Annotated in this window: 15 protein-coding genes; 13 read left to right on the forward strand and 2 right to left on the reverse strand. The window is 64.6% G+C overall.

The genetic code is table 11. The annotated features are described in order from the left end of the window. The first annotated feature begins 146 nt into the window (after window positions 1-146). Entirely contained in the window at window positions 147-620 is a 474-nt protein-coding gene (locus PSV26_RS05330; RefSeq protein WP_300515884.1) for a PTS sugar transporter subunit IIA, read from the forward strand. A gap of 51 nt (window positions 621-671) precedes the next feature. Continuing rightward, window positions 672-1,622 carry an HPr(Ser) kinase/phosphatase gene (hprK, locus tag PSV26_RS05335; protein WP_300515887.1) on the forward strand — a complete coding sequence of 317 codons (951 nt, stop codon included), beginning with the start codon at window positions 672-674 and terminating at the stop codon, window positions 1,620-1,622. A 312-nt stretch (window positions 1,623-1,934) separates the two neighbouring features. On the opposite strand, the gene fur is transcribed toward hprK, so the two are convergent. Next, window positions 1,935-2,387: a ferric iron uptake transcriptional regulator gene (gene fur / locus PSV26_RS05340; protein ID WP_096696523.1), complete on the reverse strand. Its 453-nt coding sequence runs from the start codon at window positions 2,385-2,387 to the stop codon at window positions 1,935-1,937. 139 nt (window positions 2,388-2,526) lie between these two features. Here fur and PSV26_RS05345 point away from each other — a divergent pair, with 139 nt between their 5' ends. The 6 genes from PSV26_RS05345 to lptE all read left to right on the forward strand — a co-directional run bounded on the left by PSV26_RS05345 (window position 2,527) and on the right by lptE (window position 8,335). Next, window positions 2,527-3,108, forward strand: coding sequence for an outer membrane protein assembly factor BamE (locus PSV26_RS05345; protein ID WP_300568580.1), 582 nt, complete (start codon window positions 2,527-2,529; stop codon window positions 3,106-3,108). After that, window positions 3,105-3,926 carry a 4-hydroxy-tetrahydrodipicolinate reductase gene (gene dapB / locus PSV26_RS05350; RefSeq protein ID WP_300568585.1) on the forward strand — a complete coding sequence of 274 codons (822 nt, stop codon included), beginning with the start codon at window positions 3,105-3,107 and terminating at the stop codon, window positions 3,924-3,926. The genes PSV26_RS05345 and dapB overlap by 4 nt, the downstream gene beginning before the upstream one ends. A gap of 8 nt (window positions 3,927-3,934) precedes the next feature. Next, window positions 3,935-4,636 carry a MotA/TolQ/ExbB proton channel family protein gene (locus PSV26_RS05355; RefSeq protein ID WP_300515893.1) on the forward strand — a complete coding sequence of 234 codons (702 nt, stop codon included), beginning with the start codon at window positions 3,935-3,937 and terminating at the stop codon, window positions 4,634-4,636. After that, window positions 4,633-5,079 (forward strand): biopolymer transporter ExbD, encoded by a 447-nt coding sequence (locus tag PSV26_RS05360; RefSeq protein ID WP_300568586.1) that lies wholly within the window; start codon window positions 4,633-4,635, stop codon window positions 5,077-5,079. The genes PSV26_RS05355 and PSV26_RS05360 overlap by 4 nt, the downstream gene beginning before the upstream one ends. A 95-nt stretch (window positions 5,080-5,174) precedes the next feature. Continuing rightward, on the forward strand, window positions 5,175-7,823 hold the full coding sequence (gene leuS / locus PSV26_RS05365; protein ID WP_300568588.1) for a leucine--tRNA ligase: 2,649 nt from the start codon (window positions 5,175-5,177) through the stop codon (window positions 7,821-7,823). Window positions 7,824-7,834: 11 nt separating this feature from the next. Then, window positions 7,835-8,335: an LPS assembly lipoprotein LptE gene (gene lptE, locus PSV26_RS05370; protein ID WP_300568590.1), complete on the forward strand. Its 501-nt coding sequence runs from the start codon at window positions 7,835-7,837 to the stop codon at window positions 8,333-8,335. 116 nt (window positions 8,336-8,451) lie between these two features. On the opposite strand, the gene rocF is transcribed toward lptE, so the two are convergent. Continuing rightward, entirely contained in the window at window positions 8,452-9,363 is a 912-nt protein-coding gene (gene rocF / locus PSV26_RS05375; protein ID WP_300568592.1) for an arginase, read from the reverse strand. 93 nt (window positions 9,364-9,456) lie between these two features. Between rocF and holA the strand changes: the two genes are divergently transcribed. From holA to PSV26_RS05400, 5 genes are all read left to right on the forward strand, one after another. Continuing rightward, window positions 9,457-10,569 (forward strand): DNA polymerase III subunit delta, encoded by a 1,113-nt coding sequence (holA, locus tag PSV26_RS05380; RefSeq protein WP_300515978.1) that lies wholly within the window; start codon window positions 9,457-9,459, stop codon window positions 10,567-10,569. Window positions 10,570-10,573: 4 nt separating this feature from the next. Then, on the forward strand, window positions 10,574-12,505 hold the full coding sequence (locus PSV26_RS05385; RefSeq protein ID WP_300568594.1) for a type IV pili methyl-accepting chemotaxis transducer N-terminal domain-containing protein: 1,932 nt from the start codon (window positions 10,574-10,576) through the stop codon (window positions 12,503-12,505). A 9-nt stretch (window positions 12,506-12,514) separates the two neighbouring features. Beyond that, window positions 12,515-13,228, forward strand: coding sequence for a response regulator (locus PSV26_RS05390; protein WP_300568596.1), 714 nt, complete (start codon window positions 12,515-12,517; stop codon window positions 13,226-13,228). Window positions 13,229-13,388: 160 nt separating this feature from the next. Beyond that, window positions 13,389-14,651, forward strand: coding sequence for a nitrate/nitrite transporter (locus PSV26_RS05395; RefSeq protein ID WP_300515913.1), 1,263 nt, complete (start codon window positions 13,389-13,391; stop codon window positions 14,649-14,651). A gap of 26 nt (window positions 14,652-14,677) precedes the next feature. Beyond that, window positions 14,678-16,306, forward strand: a complete 1,629-nt coding sequence (locus PSV26_RS05400) for an MFS transporter (RefSeq protein WP_300515916.1) — start codon at window positions 14,678-14,680, stop codon at window positions 16,304-16,306. Window positions 16,307-16,317 lie beyond the last annotated feature (11 nt).

Raw genomic sequence — 16,317 nt, forward strand, 5'->3', positions numbered from 1 at the left:
AGGCAGGCGGCGGCCGGCGAACGAGCCACCCCGCTCTGCCGCCAGCGCCCTCCCCGAAAGCCGCCTCTGCCCTCAGGCGGCTTTTTTATGGCCCGGATGGCCGCCATGCACACGAAAGTGCATAATCCGGCGACCCCCACCTTGTTATGAACCGTCTTTCGCAAATATTGCCCCCTACCCAGGTTCTGGTCAGTGTCGAGGCCACCAGCAAAAAGCGTGCTTTTGAAGAAGCCGGCCTGCTGTTCGAAAACCTGCACGGACTGAACCGGGCGCTGATCACCGACAGCCTCTTCGCGCGTGAGCGGCTGGGCTCGACCGGGCTGGGCCATGGCGTGGCGATTCCGCACGGACGCATCAAGGGACTGAAGGCCCCGATGGCGGCGGTGTTCCAGCTGCACGCCCCGATCGGCTTTGATGCGCCTGACGAACAGGCCGTGGGCCTGCTGATTTTCCTGCTGGTGCCGGAGGCGGCCACCCAGAAACACCTTGAGATCCTGTCCGAAATCGCCGAACTGCTCAGCGACAGCGCCCTGCGCGAGCGGATCAAGGCCAGCACCGACGCGGCTGCGCTGCACCAGCTGATTGCCTCCTGGCAGTCCAGCCACGCCGTCAGCCCCTGACCCCGCGCGCGTGACCGTGATCGTGACGCAGACCCCTTCTCGCCCCCTGGCATGAAGCCCACCGTCGTCAGCGCCGACGTCCTGTTTGAGGACCATCGCGCCGCGCTGAAGTGGGAATGGGTGGCCGGGCTGGGCGCCTCGGAGAGGCGCTTCGACGAGGTCGCCGTGCGTGCGGCCCGTTCCGGCGCCGACCTGGTCGGTTACCTCAACTACATCCATCCCTACCGCGTGCAGCTGCTCGGAGAGCGCGAAGTCGCTTACCTGAGCAACGGCAGCCCGGAGGACTGCGCCCGCCGCATTTCGCGCATTGTCACGCTGGAGCCGCCGGTGCTGATCATTGCCGACGGCCAGGTGGCGCCCGACACGCTGCTGTCGATGTGTGAGCGCGCCCAGATTCCGATGTTCGCCACCCAGGAGTCGGCGGCGTTTGTGATTGACGTGCTGCGCGCCTACCTGTCCAAACATTTTGCCGACCGCACCTCCATGCACGGCGTGTTCATGGACATCCTCGGCGTCGGCCTGATGATCACCGGCGAATCGGGCCTGGGCAAAAGCGAGCTGGGCCTGGAGCTGATCTCGCGCGGACATGGCCTGGTGGCCGACGACGCGGTAGACCTGTACCGCATCAACCAGACCACCATCGAAGGGCGTTGTCCGGAGCTGCTGCAGAACCTGCTCGAAGTGCGTGGCATCGGCCTGCTCGACATCAAGGCGATTTTTGGCGAGACGGCGGTGCGGCGCAAGATGCGGCTCAAGCTCATCGTGCACCTGGTGCGGCGCGAAACGCTGGAGCGCGAGTACGAACGCATCCCCTATGAGCCGCTGACCCAGGACGTCCTGGGCATTCCGGTACGCAAGGTGATCATCCAGGTGGTGGCTGGCCGCAACATCGCGGTGCTGGTCGAGGCGGCGGTGCGCAATGTCATCCTGCAGCTGCGCGGCATCGACACCTACCAGGAGTTTGTCGAACGGCATCGCCAGGCCATGGAGCGGGGCGGCTGACTTGGGCCCCCAAGGTCGCTCACTTCGTGTAGCTCCCGAGGCCTTGCAGGCCGCGGCTCGCGAGACGCTTCGCCTCTGTCGCCTGTCCAAACCTGCTCAAGCAGGTATGGAGCCGCAGGCTCCAGCCCCTCGGGGGCCGCTGCGCCTGCGGCCCGGCGAAGCCGGTTCCGCGGCCCCTGCTTGAATTGAGAGCACCTTCGCTCGCCCACGTCGTGAGCGGTCCGGTGCGAAACCCTTGCTTCATATGTTGCTATTGAATTAATAGCTGTTTGCGCCCGTCAGTCAATGGTTCTCGCCCATTTCTATCAAAAATCAGCCGTGATGCGGATGCCGTGGCGACACGGGACGGTTCGGGCATTTGTCCTTGGTGCAGTTGGCATACATCGACAGCGAATGGTCGGCGATCGCAAACCCCTTGGCCTTGGCGACGGCGTGCTGGCGTTTCTCGATTTCGGCGTCGTAAAACTCCTCGACCTTGCCGCAGTCGAGGCACACCAGGTGGTCATGGTGCTGGCCTTCGTTGATTTCGTAGACCGCCTTGCCGGATTCGAAATTGCTGCGGTTGAGCAGGCCGGCCTGCTCGAACTGGGTCAACACGCGGTACACCGTGGCCAGCCCGATGTCGGACCGGTCTTCCAGCAACACCCGGAAAACATCTTCTGCCGTCATGTGCCGCTGCTTGCCGGCCTGGAAAATCTCCAGGATCTTCAGGCGCGGCAGGGTGGCTTTCAGTCCGGTGTTCTTGAGTTCGTCGATGTTGCTCATGGAGGAGACTTCCTGAGGAAAAGGGGCCGCAGTCGGGGCCTGTGCAGGCCCGGCATTCGGGGGCCGAAGGCGCGTACGCAGCGGCACCCAGCCGCTACAATGGCCAATCATATCGCTACACCCCCCTACTATGTCAGCCATGCGTGCAAATTACCGTCGCGGCCTCCAAACCGCTTTCGCCGTCCTGGCCTGCGCCGGACTGGCTGCCTGCGGCAGCGGCAAAGGCCTGACCGGGGGTTTGAGCGAAAGCAGGATCAACCCCGTCAACTGGATCACGCCGTACAAGATCGAGGTTGTCCAGGGCAACTTCGTCTCCAGGGAGCAGGTCGAACTGCTCAAGCCCGGCATGTCCCGGGAACAGGTGCGCCAGGTGCTGGGCACGCCGCTGCTGGCCAGTCTGTTCCATGCAGATCGATGGGACTATGTCTTCACCCTGAAGCGCCAGGGTGTGGAGCCGCAGGCGCTCAGGCTCACGGTTTTTTTCAAGGGTGATGCCCTTGAGCGGTTTGAGGGCGATGACATGCCCAGCGAATCGGACTTCGTCGCCAAGCTCGACTCGCGTCGCAAGCTCGGCAAGGTGCCTGTGCTTGAGCTGACCGAAGAGCAGCTCAAGGCCGCCGAAAAGAAACCGGCTGCGACAGCCGCCACCCCGACGGTGACGTCCCCCGTGTCCGCGCCTTCGGCTGCCAGCTACCCGCCGCTGGAAAGCCCGGCCCGGTGAGCACGCTGCAGCAGGCTCCTCTCTGTGTCGCGGTGGCCGGTGCCGGCGGCCGCATGGGCCAGATGCTGGTCGAGGCCGTGCGCAGCAGTGGCGACTGCCAGCTGACCGGCGCGCTGGATGTGGCCACCAGCCCGGGGCTGGGAAGCGACGCCGCAGGTTTTCTCGGACAGGCCAGCGGTGTGGTGATCACCGCCGACCTGGCCGCCGGCCTGGCCGGCGCCCAGGTATTGATCGACTTCACCCGTCCTGAAGGAACGATGGCACACCTGGCCAGATGCCGCGAGCTGGGCGTCAAGCTGGTGATTGGCACCACGGGTTTTTCCGATGCGCAAAAGGCTGAGATCGCCGCTGCCGCCAAAGACATCGCCATCGTCATGGCGCCCAACATGAGTGTCGGCGTCAATGTCACGCTGAAACTGCTTGAAATGGCGGCCAAAGCCCTGAACACCGGTTACGACATCGAAATCATCGAGGCCCATCACCGCCACAAGGTCGATGCGCCTTCCGGCACCGCGCTGAAAATGGGCGAGGTGATCGCTGGCGCGCTGGGTCGTGACCTCAAGGATTGCGCGGTGTATGCCCGGGAAGGCGTGACCGGCGAGCGCGACCCCTCGTCCATCGGTTTTGCGACGATTCGCGGCGGCGACATTGTCGGTGACCACACCGTGCTGTTTGCCGGCACCGGCGAACGTATTGAAATCACCCACAAATCCTCCAGCCGCGTCACCTACGCCCAGGGCAGCCTGCGGGCCGCGCGTTTTCTGGCCGGCAAACCCGCCGGCCTGTACGACATGTTCGATGTGCTGAACCTGAAGTGAGCGACTGAATGAACGTGCTCGCGTTGATGACTCAGGGCGACGCCGTGACCGGGCTGGTGGCGGCGCTGCTGCTGCTGATGTCGGTGGCCAGCTGGGTCGTGATTGTCTGGAAGGCCTGGCTGCTCAAACGCGCGGTCGGCGATGTGGCCCGCAGCACGGCCGTGTTCTGGCAGTCCGCTTCCGTCGAGGAGGCCCAGCCCAAGGTGGCTGCCTTCGACCGCGAGGCACTGGTGCTGCCGCTGATCGCCGCCACCAGGCTGCAGGCCGGCGGCACGCTGGCCTCGGCCGGCGACCGGTCCCAGCAGCTGACGCGGGTTCTGCGCGATGCGTTGCATGCGGTGCTGCACAAGTTGCAGTACGGCCAGGTGCTGCTGGCCACCGTCGGTTCGACCGCACCCTTTGTCGGCCTGCTGGGCACGGTCTGGGGCATCTACCACGCGCTGGTGGGCATTTCGGCGGCCGGCCAGATCACCATCGACAAGGTGTCCGGCCCCGTCGGCGAGGCGCTGATCATGACGGCCGCCGGCCTGGCCGTGGCCATTCCCGCCGTGCTGGCCTACAACATCTTTGGCCGCAACATCGGCCGCATCGAGGCGGACCTGGAAGGGTTTGCCTACGATGTTCGCGAACTGCTGGTGGCCCCCGATTCGCGCCCCCGGCCCGCGAATCGGGCCGCGGACGAGCAGGGCGCAAGCCCCGCCAGGCCATGAGTTTCGGCCGGCTTGAGCGCAGTGTTGGCGCGCAGCCCATGAGCGAGATCAATGTCACCCCGCTGGTGGACGTGATGCTGGTGCTGGTGGTGATCTTCATCATCACCGCGCCCCTGCTGGCCAGCTCGATCAAGCTGGACTTGCCCAAAAGTGATGCCGCCCGGCCGAACGAGGCGCCGCAATTCGTCACGCTGGCGGTCGACAGGGCCGGCCAGGCCTTCCTCAACGACCAGCCGGTTTCCGGCGAGCAACTGGACCAGCGCCTGCGGCAAAACGCGGCGCTGAACCCCGACACCGAAGTGCAGCTGCGTGCCGACGAGGCCGTGCCTTATGGCCGCATCGTCGAGGTCATGGGCATCGCGCAAAAAGCCGGCCTGAACCGCATCGGCTTCGTTGCCAACGCCCCCGCCACCACCACGCCTGCCCCTGCGACCCGGCCCTGAAGGCGCTCCGGCGCGGCAGGCCCGGCCCAGCGCCTAAAATCCCTGCAAGCGGCAGCCAGGGGCTGCTTCATTTTTCTTTCCATCTTCCGTGCGCCATGCAAGACAAATACAACCACCTCGACGTTGAGCGCAGTGCGCAAACCCACTGGACCGCGGCCGACGCCTACCGCGTCACCGAAGACACGTCCCGAAAGAAGTATTACGCCTGCTCCATGCTGCCTTACCCCAGCGGCAAGCTGCACATGGGCCATGTGCGCAACTACACCATCAACGACATGCTCACGCGCTACCTTCGCATGAAGGGCTACAACGTGCTCATGCCCATGGGCTGGGACGCCTTCGGCCTGCCGGCGGAAAACGCCGCGATGAAAAACGGCGTTCCGCCGGCGCAGTGGACGTACGACAACATCGCTTACATGAAAAAGCAGATGCAGGCGATGGGGCTGGCCATCGACTGGAGCCGCGAGGTCGCCACTTGTGACCCGAGTTATTACAAGTGGAACCAGTGGCTGTTCCTGAAGATGCTGGACAAGGGCATCGCCTACCGCAAGACCCAGGTCGTCAACTGGGACCCGGTGGACCAGACCGTGCTGGCCAACGAGCAGGTGATCGACGGCAAGGGCTGGCGCACCGGCGCCGTGGTGGAAAAGCGCGAGATTCCGGGCTACTACCTGAAGATCACCGATTACGCCGAAGAACTGCTCGACAGCGTCAGCCACAAGCTGCCGGGCTGGCCCGAACGCGTCAAGCTGATGCAGGAAAACTGGATAGGCAAAAGCGAAGGTGTTCGTTTCGCGTTTCCGCATGAGATCCGGGATGGCGCCGGCGACCTGATCGGCGACGGGAAGATGTACGTCTTCACCACCCGCGCCGACACCATCATGGGCGTGACCTTCTGCGCCGTGGCGCCCGAACACCCGCTGGCAGTCCATGCGGCGGCGTCGAATCCGAAGCTTGCCGCCTTCATCGAGGACTGCAAGTCCGGCGGCACCACCGAAGCCGAACTCGCGACGCAGGAGAAAAAAGGCGAGCGCACCGGACTGTCCGTCACGCACCCGCTGACCGGCGAGGCTGTGGAGGTCTGGGTCGGCAACTACGTGCTGATGAGTTACGGCGACGGCGCGGTCATGGGCGTGCCCGCGCACGACGAGCGCGACTTCGAATTCGCGAAGAAATACGCCTTGCCGATCAAGCAGGTCACGGACGTGAGCGGCAAGACCTACAGTGACGCCGCCTGGGCCGACTGGTACGGCGACAAGCAGCAGGGCGTCGCCATCAACTCCGGCAAATACGATGGCCTGGCCTTCAAGGCCGCGGTCGATGCGGTGGCCGCCGACCTCGCCGCGCTGGGACTTGGCGAGAAAAAAACCACCTGGCGCCTGCGCGACTGGGGCGTGAGCCGCCAGCGTTACTGGGGCACGCCGATTCCCATCATCCACTGCGAGGAGCACGGCGCGGTGCCGGTGCCGGAGAAGGATTTGCCGGTGGTGTTGCCGCAGGACTGCGTGCCCGACGGCTCCGGCAATCCGCTGCACAAGCACGAAGGTTTTCACGCCGGGGTGGTGTGTCCCGTCTGCGGCAAGCCGGCGCGGCGCGAGACCGACACCATGGACACCTTTGTCGATTCGTCCTGGTATTACATGCGGTACTGCGATCCGAAGAACGACGACAAAATGGTCGCGGAGGGCGCCAGCTACTGGATGCCGATGGACCAGTACATCGGCGGCATTGAACACGCCATCCTGCACCTGCTGTATGCGCGCTTCTGGACCAAGGTCATGCGCGACATGGGTCTGGTCCAGGTGGATGAACCCTTCACCAAGCTGCTGACGCAGGGCATGGTGCTCAACCACATCTACTCGCGCAAGGGCGAAAAAGGCGGCGTCGAATACTTCTGGCCGGCCGATGTGGACGACGTGCACGACGAAAACGGCAAGGTCACCGGCGCCAGACTCAGGAAAGACGGCTCCATGGTCAGCTACGAAGGCGTGGGCACCATGAGCAAGAGCAAGAACAACGGTGTCGATCCGCAGGACCTGATCGAGAAATACGGCGCCGACACCGCGCGCCTGTACACCATGTTCACCTCGCCGCCGGAAGCCACGCTGGAGTGGAACGACGCGGGCGTGGAAGGCTCCTACCGTTTCCTGCGCCGGGTCTGGAACTTCGGTGTCAAGCTGGATGCTATGAATTTAGGAGCTGCTGGCGCTCGTCCACTAAGGGCGGGGGCCGTATTTGACAAGGAAACGCAGGCGCTGCGCCGCGAGATCCACACGGTGCTCAAGCAGATCGACTACGACTACCAGCGCATGCAGTACAACACCGTGGTGTCGGGCGCCATGAAGCTGCTCAACGCACTCGAAGATTTCAAAGGCCAGACCTCGACAGGCGCAGCGTTTGCCCTGCGCGAAGGCATGGGCATCCTGCTGCGCTGCCTTTACCCCGCCACGCCGCATGTGGCGCACGCGCTGTGGGACGAGCTCGGTTTTGCCAGAGACCATGGCGAGCTGCTCGACGCACCCTGGCCGGAGGTGGATGCTTCTGCCCTGGTGCAGGACGAAATCGAGCTGGTGCTGCAGATCAATGGCAAGCTGCGCGGGTCGGTCACCGTGCCCGCCGGCGCCGACAAGGCCGCGATCGAGGCGGCGGCGCTGGCCTCGGACGCGTTTGTCAGGCAGGCCGACGGCGCCGCGGCCAAAAAAGTCATCGTTGTCCCGGGCCGCCTGGTCAACATCGTCGTCTGAAGGAAACCACCATGCAACGTCGCGTCTTCCTGCTGTCCGCCCTGTCGGCCTCGGTCCTGAGTGCCTGCGGCTTTGCCTTGCGCAAGGCGCCCAACTACGCGTTCAAGACCATTTACAGCGGTGCGGCTGAGACCTCGACACTGGGCACCGAGCTCAACCGCAACCTCGAAGCGGGCGGCACGGTGAAGGTGATCCGCGACCCGCGCCTGATCGGCGAGGCGGACGTGATTCTCGATGTGTTGCTCGACCAGCGGGAAAAAACCGTGGTCGGCATCAACGCCTCGGGCCAGGTGCGCGAGTTCCAGCTGCGCACACGTTTCAGGTTCCAGCTGCGCACGCTCAAGGGCAAGTTGCTGATCCCGCCGGCCGAGATCGTGCTGCAGCGCGACATCAGTTTCAACGAGTCCGCGGTGCTGGCCAAGGAAACCGAGGAGGCGCTGCTGTACCGCGACATGCAGAGCGACATCGTGCAGCAGATCCTGCGCCGGCTGGCCGCCGTCAAGGAGATCTGACGCTGCCGCCTGCGCTGCAGGCCGGAATACATGATGAAATCGGGCGTAAGCCCAATAGGGGCGGGCGCCAACAGCTATTAATTGAGTAGCATCGATTGGCCCCTGTCTTGTGAAGCTCAGCGCATCAGCGTGCTTTTGCCGAACAGGCTTTCGACCAGCTCCAGCACCACTTCGGCCGTGCCGTTGCGCACGTCCAGGGCCGGGTTGAGTTCCATCACGTCCAGCGAGGCCATGCGGCCGGTGTCGGCGATCATTTCCATGCACAACTGGGCTTCGCGGTAAGTCGGCCCGCCCTTGACGGCTGTGCCGACACCGGGCGCAATCATCGCATCGAGGAAATCAACGTCGAAGCTCACATGCAGGTGGGTCTGCGCATCCACGCCGGCCAGCGCCGCCGCCATGGTCTGCCGCATGCCCCACTCGTCGATGTAACGCATGTCGAACACTTCCATGCCCGACTGCCTGAGGAGATGTTTTTCGCCCTCGTCAACGCTGCGAATGCCAACCTGCCGGACGGCCGAGGCCTGGATCGCCGGAACCACAGCGCCGATGCCGGTCAGCTCGGCCGGGCCGTGGCCGCACAACACGGCCACAGGCATGCCGTGGGTGTTGCCGGTGGGGGTCAGGTGGTTGGTGTTGAAGTCGGCATGCGCGTCCAGCCACAACACACGTAGGGTCTGGCCGGTCTGGCGGCAGCGGCGCGCCACCGCGCTGATGGAGCCGATCGACAGGCAGTGGTCGCCGCCCAGCAGGAGGGGCAAGTCGCCCGCGCTCAGGGCCGAGAACACAGCCTCATGCACCGAGCGGTTCCAGGCGGCCACCTCGGCCAGATGGCGGTAACCCTGAACGGGCGGCTGCCACGGGTTGGGCGGGCCGCCCAGGTTGCCCTCGTCCTTCACCTGCAGGCCACGGCCTTCCAGCGTGGCCTGCAGGCCGGCCACGCGCAGCGCCTCGGGGCCCATCGACGCGCCGCGGGTGCCGGCGCCGATGTCGGTGGGCGCGCCAATCAGGCGAATAGCTTGTGTCATGGCAAGCAGTATGCCGTCAGCAGTCCGCGTCTGCCAGTGCGGCCGGGTCAGGAGGGCTTGATGCAAAACTCCCAGCCGCTAAACTGGGGCACCATGAACCTGGCGCCCGCCCAACTTTCCGACCATCTCCAGCGCGGGCTCAGGAGCCTGTACACCCTGCACGGCGACGAGCCGCTGCTGGTGCAGGAATTCGCCGACGCGCTGCGCGCCGCCGCGCGCGAGCGGGGTTACACCGAACGCACGGTGCACACCGTGGCCGGGGCCCATTTTGACTGGAGCGAGGTGCTGGCCAGCGGCGGCTCCCTGAGCCTGTTTGCCGACAAGCAGATTGTGGAGATCCGCATCCCCAGCGGCAAGCCCGGCAAGGACGGCTCGTTGGCGCTGCAGCAGATTGCCGAACGCGCGCAGGGCGACGACAGCACGCTGACCCTGGTGCTGCTGCCGCGCCTGGACAGCATGACGACCAAGGGCGCCTGGTTTGGTGCGCTGGAGAGTTTTGGCACCACGGTCAAGTTCGACGCGATTGACCGCCGCAACCTGCCGCAGTGGATCGCGCAGCGCCTGCAGCAGCAGGGCCAGCGGGTGGCGCAGGGCGAGGAGGGCCAGCGAACACTGCAGTTTTTTGCCGACCGGGTCGAAGGCAACCTGCTGGCCGCGCACCAGGAGATCCAGAAGCTGGGCCTGCTGTATCCCACCGGCCCGGGAGCGTCGGCGGAACTGGGTTTCGACCAGGTCGAAAACGCCGTGCTCAACGTCGCGCGTTACGACGTGTTCAAGCTTTCCGAGGCGGTGCTGGGCGGCCATGCCCTGCGCGTGCAGCGCATGCTTGACGGCCTGCAGTCCGAAGGTGAATCCGAGGTGCTTGTGCACTGGGCCCTGAGCGAGGACATCCGCAGCTTGAAACGCGTCAAGGACGCCCTGGGCGCGGGTCGGCCCATGCCGATGGCGTTGCGTGAAAACCGCGTCTGGGGTGTCAAGGAAAAACTGTTCGAGCGGGTGTTGCCCCAGATGGGTGAGACCACACTGGCCAATTTGCTGCATGCTGCGCACAAGGTTGACGGCATCGTCAAGGGTCTGAAGCAGCCCGACTGGCCGGCCGACGGCTGGCAGGCGCTGCAGCGCCTGGCCGGCATGGTGTGCAGCGCCTGCCAGCCATCGGCCGTTGCCCGCGGCGTGCGCCAGCCTCTGGGTGGCGCGCGGGGCTAGCGGCATGCAGTACACCGCCTCGCTCTCCAAAAAGTTCATGCGCATCGGGGCCAGCCTGCTGTTGGTGGCGCTGGTTTCCATCGGGCTGACCCTGTGGGTCACCTGGCAACTCGAAGGCGGCGCCGCAGCCGTCAACGAAGCCGGGCGCATGCGCATGCAGACCTGGCGACTGGCCAGCGCGGTGCAGGCCGGCGTCGAGCGCGCCGAACTGCAGGCGCTGGTGGACCGGTTCGACGAGAGCCTGGTCCTGCTGCGCGAAGGCGACCCTTCCCGGCCGCTGTTCGTGCCCTGGGACGACCAGGTGCGGGCGCGTTTTAACGATGTCGAGTCTCTCTGGCGTGTCGAGCGTCCGCTGTGGCTGGCTGTGCCAGCGGCGCCGGCACAGGACCTGATGAAGGCCGGGGCTGCGTTTGTGGACGCCAGCGACCGGCTGGTTCTGGTGATCGAGCAGCACCTGTCCCGGCTGACCGCCGTCCTGAACCTGTTCCAGTTGCTGATGATGTTGCTGGCCATCGGCGGGGCGGTCATCATGCTTTTCACCGGTTACATGTACGTGATCAATCCCCTGGCACAGCTCAGGCAGGGCTTGCGCAAGCTGGAGTCCGGGGATTTCAGGACACGCATCGAGGTCGACACCGTGGACGAGTTCGGCCAGGTGGCAGCCGGCTTCAACCACATGACGGCGACCCTGCAGTCGCTGTATGAAGGGCTGGAGGCCAAGGTCGAGGCCAAGACGCGCCGCATCGAGGCGCAACGCGCGCGGCTGGAGGCGCTGTACAAGGTCAGCGCCTTTCTGGCCCAGGCCGGCAGCATTGACGAGCTGGCACGCGGCTTTGCCCAGCGCGTACGCGCCGTGATGAAGGCCGACGCTGCCGCCGTCCGCTGGTCCGATGACGCCAACCAGCGCTACCTGATGCTGGCTTCCGATTGTTTCCCGCAGGAGCTGGTGGAGGAAGAGCGCAGCCTGCTGGCTGGCGCCTGTGCCTGCGGCAACCTGCGGCCGGACGCGCGCACCCGCGTGATTCCCATCCTCAGCCACGATGAAGCGCCGGTGCGCCACTGCGCCAAGGTCGGGTACGAAAGTGTGGTGGCGGTACCGATACGCCTGCAGCAACGCCTGCTCGGCGAGTTCAACCTGTTCTTCCGCACGCCCGTTCTGCTGAGCGCCGACGAGATCGAACTGCTCGATGCGCTGGCCAGCCACCTGGCCAGTTCGCTGGAAGGGCTGCGTGCCGACGCCCTGGACCGGGAGGCGGCGGTGGCGGAGGAGCGCGCGCTGCTGGCGCGCAACCTGCATGACTCGATCGCGCAATCCCTGGCCTTTCTCAAGATCCAGGTCCAGCTGCTGCGGGCAGCCGTGCAGAAGGGGCAACCGCTGCAGATGCAGGGCGCGCTGGATGAGCTGGACATCGGGCTGCGCGAAAGCATCAGCGATGTCCGGGAGCTGCTGGTGCATTTCCGTACCCGCACCAACACCGACGACATCGAACAGGCCTTGCAGGAGACCCTGCAGAAGTTCCAGAGCCAGACTGGTTTGTCGGCACAGTTGCAGGTCCACGGCCAGGGGTTGCCCCTGCCTTCGGACGTACAGGTGCAGGTGTTGCATGTGCTCCAGGAAGCGCTGTCAAATATACGAAAACATGCGGGCGCCACGCAGGTCGGCCTTGAAGTGAGCAAGGGTGCGCGCTGGCGTTTTGTGGTGCACGACAACGGCGCCGGCTTCGACACCGGCAAGCATCCCGGACAGTCCCATGTCGGCCTGAACATCATGCGCGAGCGCGCAGGACGCATAGGCGCCGAGGTGGAGATCGTTTCCAGGGCCGGCGAGGGAACCACCGTGACACTGACGCTGCCGCCGCATCCGGAGGTCAGCGGCACCGTCGCCGCGAGGTCCTCGGGGGTTGCGGCCGCGACCGCCGGTGCGCACGGTGGCTGAGGACCAGACATGACGATGCCCATTGCCCTGCTGGTGGTCGACGACCACACCCTGTTTCGTCGCGGTCTCGTCGCGCTGCTCTCGCAGGACGGGCGTTTCACGGTGGCGGGCGAGGCCGGCGACATCGGCGAGGCGCTGCGCTGCGTGAAGCGCAGCAAGCCGGACCTGATCCTGCTGGACAACCACCTGCCGGGCGTTCTGGGCGTGGACGGCATCGCGACGCTCAAGGAAGCGGCACCCGGCACCCGCATCCTGATGCTGACGGTGAGTGAAAACGAGGACGACCTGTCTGCGGCGCTGCAGGCCGGTGCCGACGGTTACCTGCTGAAAACCGTGGAGCTGGACAGCCTGTCGGAGTCCATCATCAAGGTGCTGGATGGGGAATCGGTGGTCAGCCCGGAAATGATGACCAAGCTGGTAGCCGCTTTCCGTTCCAAGGCTCCCCCGACCGCCAATGGCGATGTCGCGGCGGGCAATGGCGATCGCAATGGAGTCGCCCCCTTGCCGGGTCTGCAGGTTGATTCGGCCATTGCGCTGCTCTCGGCGCGCGAGCGCGAGGTCCTGGCACTGATCGCACGCGGCGACAGCAACAAGGTGATTGCCCGCAAGCTCGACATCGCGGAGACGACGGTGAAGATTCATGTCCAGCACATCCTGCGCAAGCTGCAGCTCAGTTCGCGGGTCCAGGCAGCCGTATACGCGGCTGGCCGGGAGCTTGGTTGACAAAGATCAAGTCCGCAGCAGCTTGACCCGGCCCTAGTTCTTCAGAACGATGTTGGCGCCGGCCATCATCGCTTTTGCGGCCCTGTCACCACGTTCCAAAGGAGGATATTCAAGACGGCCGGAAAGGCCGACAGTCATGCCATGTGTCTGGAGAAACAACATGGCCTCTGAACTGGGCAATTCAAGAAAAGCGTGGTCGGTGCTGATTGTCAGCACGCTGGCGTTCACCGTGTGTTTCATGGTCTGGATGATGTTCGGCGTGATCGGCATCCCGATCAAGAAGATGCTCAACCTCAACGCCACCGAGTTCGGCCTGCTCGCGGCCACGCCGGTGCTGACCGGCTCCCTGATTCGCGTGCCGCTGGGCATCTGGACCGACCGCTACGGCGGCCGCATCGTCATGACGATCCTGATGGCCATCACCGTGCCCGCGATCTGGCTCATGAGTTACGCCACGGCCTACTGGCACTTCCTGGTGATCGGCCTGTTTGTCGGCCTGGCCGGCGGCTCGTTTTCGGTGGGGACGCCTTACGTCGCGCGCTGGTTCCCGAAAAGCCGCCAGGGCATGGCGATGGGTGTGTACGGCGCCGGCAACTCGGGTGCCGCCGTCAACAAGTTTGTGGCACCGGTGCTGCTGGTGGCCTTTGGCTGGGCCATGGTTCCTCAGGTGTACGCGGTCATCATGCTGGCTGCGCTGGTGCTGTTCTGGCTGTTCAGCTACAGCGACCCTTCGCACCTGGTACCCAGCCATGTCAAATTCAGCGACCAGCTCAAGGCCCTGAAGGACCCGAAAGTCCTCAAGTATTGCCAGTACTACAGCATCGTGTTCGGCGGTTATGTGGCCCTGTCGCTCTGGATGGTCCAGTATTACGTGGGCGAGTTCGGCCTCGACATCCGAGTGGCAGCGCTGCTGGCGGCGTGTTTCTCGCTGCCCGGTGGCGTGCTGCGCGCCTTCGGCGGCATTTTGTCCGACAAGTACGGCGCACACAGCGTGACCTGGTGGGTGATGTGGGTGAGCTGGGTCTGCCTGTTCCTCCTGTCCTATCCGCAGACCGACTTCACGATTCTGACGGTCAATGGCCCGGCGACCTTTCACCTCGGCCTGAACGTCTACACCTTCACCGCGCTGATGTTCCTCCTCGGCATCGCCTTTGCCTTCGGCAAGGCCAGCGTCTTCAAGTACATCAGCGACGACTACGGCGCCAACATCGGCGCGATCAGCGGCATTGTCGGGCTGGCCGGCGGGCTGGGCGGCTTTGTGTTGCCCATCATCTTCGGCGGCCTGATGGACCTGACGGGCATCCGCTCCAGCGCCTTCATGTTCATGTACGGCATCGTCTGGGTCTCGCTGATCTGGATGTACTGGACAGAGGTGCGCCGCACTGAAGTCATGGGCAAGAACGCGGCCGGCGCACAGGCCTGAAACAGACCTTTTTTTGAGGAATCACCATGAATACCCAAACAAGTTCCAGCGCCGACATCACCGACTGGCGTCCCGAAGATGAGCAGTTCTGGGAAAGCACCGGCAAGCGCATTGCCTACCGCAATCTCTGGATCTCCGTGCCAAGCCTGCTGTGCGGCTTTGCCGTTTGGGGCATGTGGGGCATCATCACCGTGCAGATGCTCAACCTGGGTTTTCCCTTCACCCAGGCCGAGCTGTTCACACTGACGGCCATTGCAGGCCTGGCCGGCGCCACCATGCGTATTCCGGCCTCCTTCCTGATCCGGCTGGCCGGCGGGCGCAACACCATCTTCCTGACGACGTCCATGCTGCTGGCACCGGCCATCGGCACCGGCATCGTGCTGCAGCACCCCGAATGGCCGCTGTGGTCCTTCCAGTTGATGGCGCTGTGGTCGGGCGTAGGCGGCGGCAACTTCGCCAGTTCGATGTCCAACATCAGCACCTTTTTCCCCAAGCGTCTGCAGGGCACGGCGCTCGGCCTCAATGCGGGCCTGGGTAACTTTGGCGTCACCGCCATGCAGGTCGTCATTCCCCTGGTGATGACCGTCGGCATCTTCGGCAGTTTCGGCGGCGAATCAATGACGCTGGTCAAGGACAGCGGCTGGATCCTCGGGAAAATCACGGCCGGAACACCCACCTGGATCCAGAACGCCGGCTTCGCCTGGCTGCTGTCGCTGGTGCCGCTGTCGGTCATCTGCTTCTTCGGCATGAACAACCTGACCACCGTCTCGCCCGCCATCGGCGGCACGATCCCGGCCTTCCTCAAGATCATCTGGCTGTACACCCTGTCGTTTGTGCCGGCCGGTGTCGGGCTGTACCTCTACCTGCCCAAACCCACGGGGCTGGGCCTGCTCAACATGTGGATCGCCATGCCATTGATTGTGGTGAGCACCCTGATGGTGCTGAAGGTGACCGCCTTTGGCCCGATGAAGGAAGCCATTGCCAAACAGTTCTCCATTTTCAGCAACAAGCACACCTGGTCGCTGACGCTGCTCTACATCGTGACCTTCGGTTCCTTCATCGGGTTTTCGATGGCCCTGCCGCTGGCCATCACGGTGATCTTCGGCATCAGCCACGTGCCGGACGCCGCCGGCGTCATGCAGCACACGCTGAAAAATCCGAACGCACCGTCGGCGCTCACCTTTGCCTGGATAGGCCCGTTTGTCGGCGCACTGATCCGCCCCGTGGGCGGCTGGGTTTCGGACAAGGTCGGCGGGTCCATCGTGACGCAGATCATTTCCGCCATCATGGTGGTGGCCTCCGTGGCGGTGGGGTACGTGATGCTGCTGGCCTACAAGTCGGCCGCACCGGAGCAGTATTTCCTGATCTTCATGGTGCTGTTCGTCGTGCTGTTTGCCGCCAGCGGCATCGGCAACGGTTCCACCTTCCGCACGATTGGTGTCATCTTCGACCGCCAGCAGGCCGGTCCTGTGCTGGGCTGGACCTCGGCCATTGCTGCCTACGGCGCCTTCATCGCCCCGGTGGTCATCGGTGCGCAGATCAAGGCCGGCACCCCGGAAAACGCCATGTACGGCTTTGCCATCTTCTATGCCCTGTGCCTGGTGCTGAACTGGTGGTTTTACCTGCGCCGCGGCGCCGAGATCAAAAACCCCTGACCCGTTGCAGA

Source organism: Polaromonas sp. (assembly GCF_029945685.1).
Classification (GTDB): Bacteria; Pseudomonadota; Gammaproteobacteria; order Burkholderiales; family Burkholderiaceae_C; genus Polaromonas.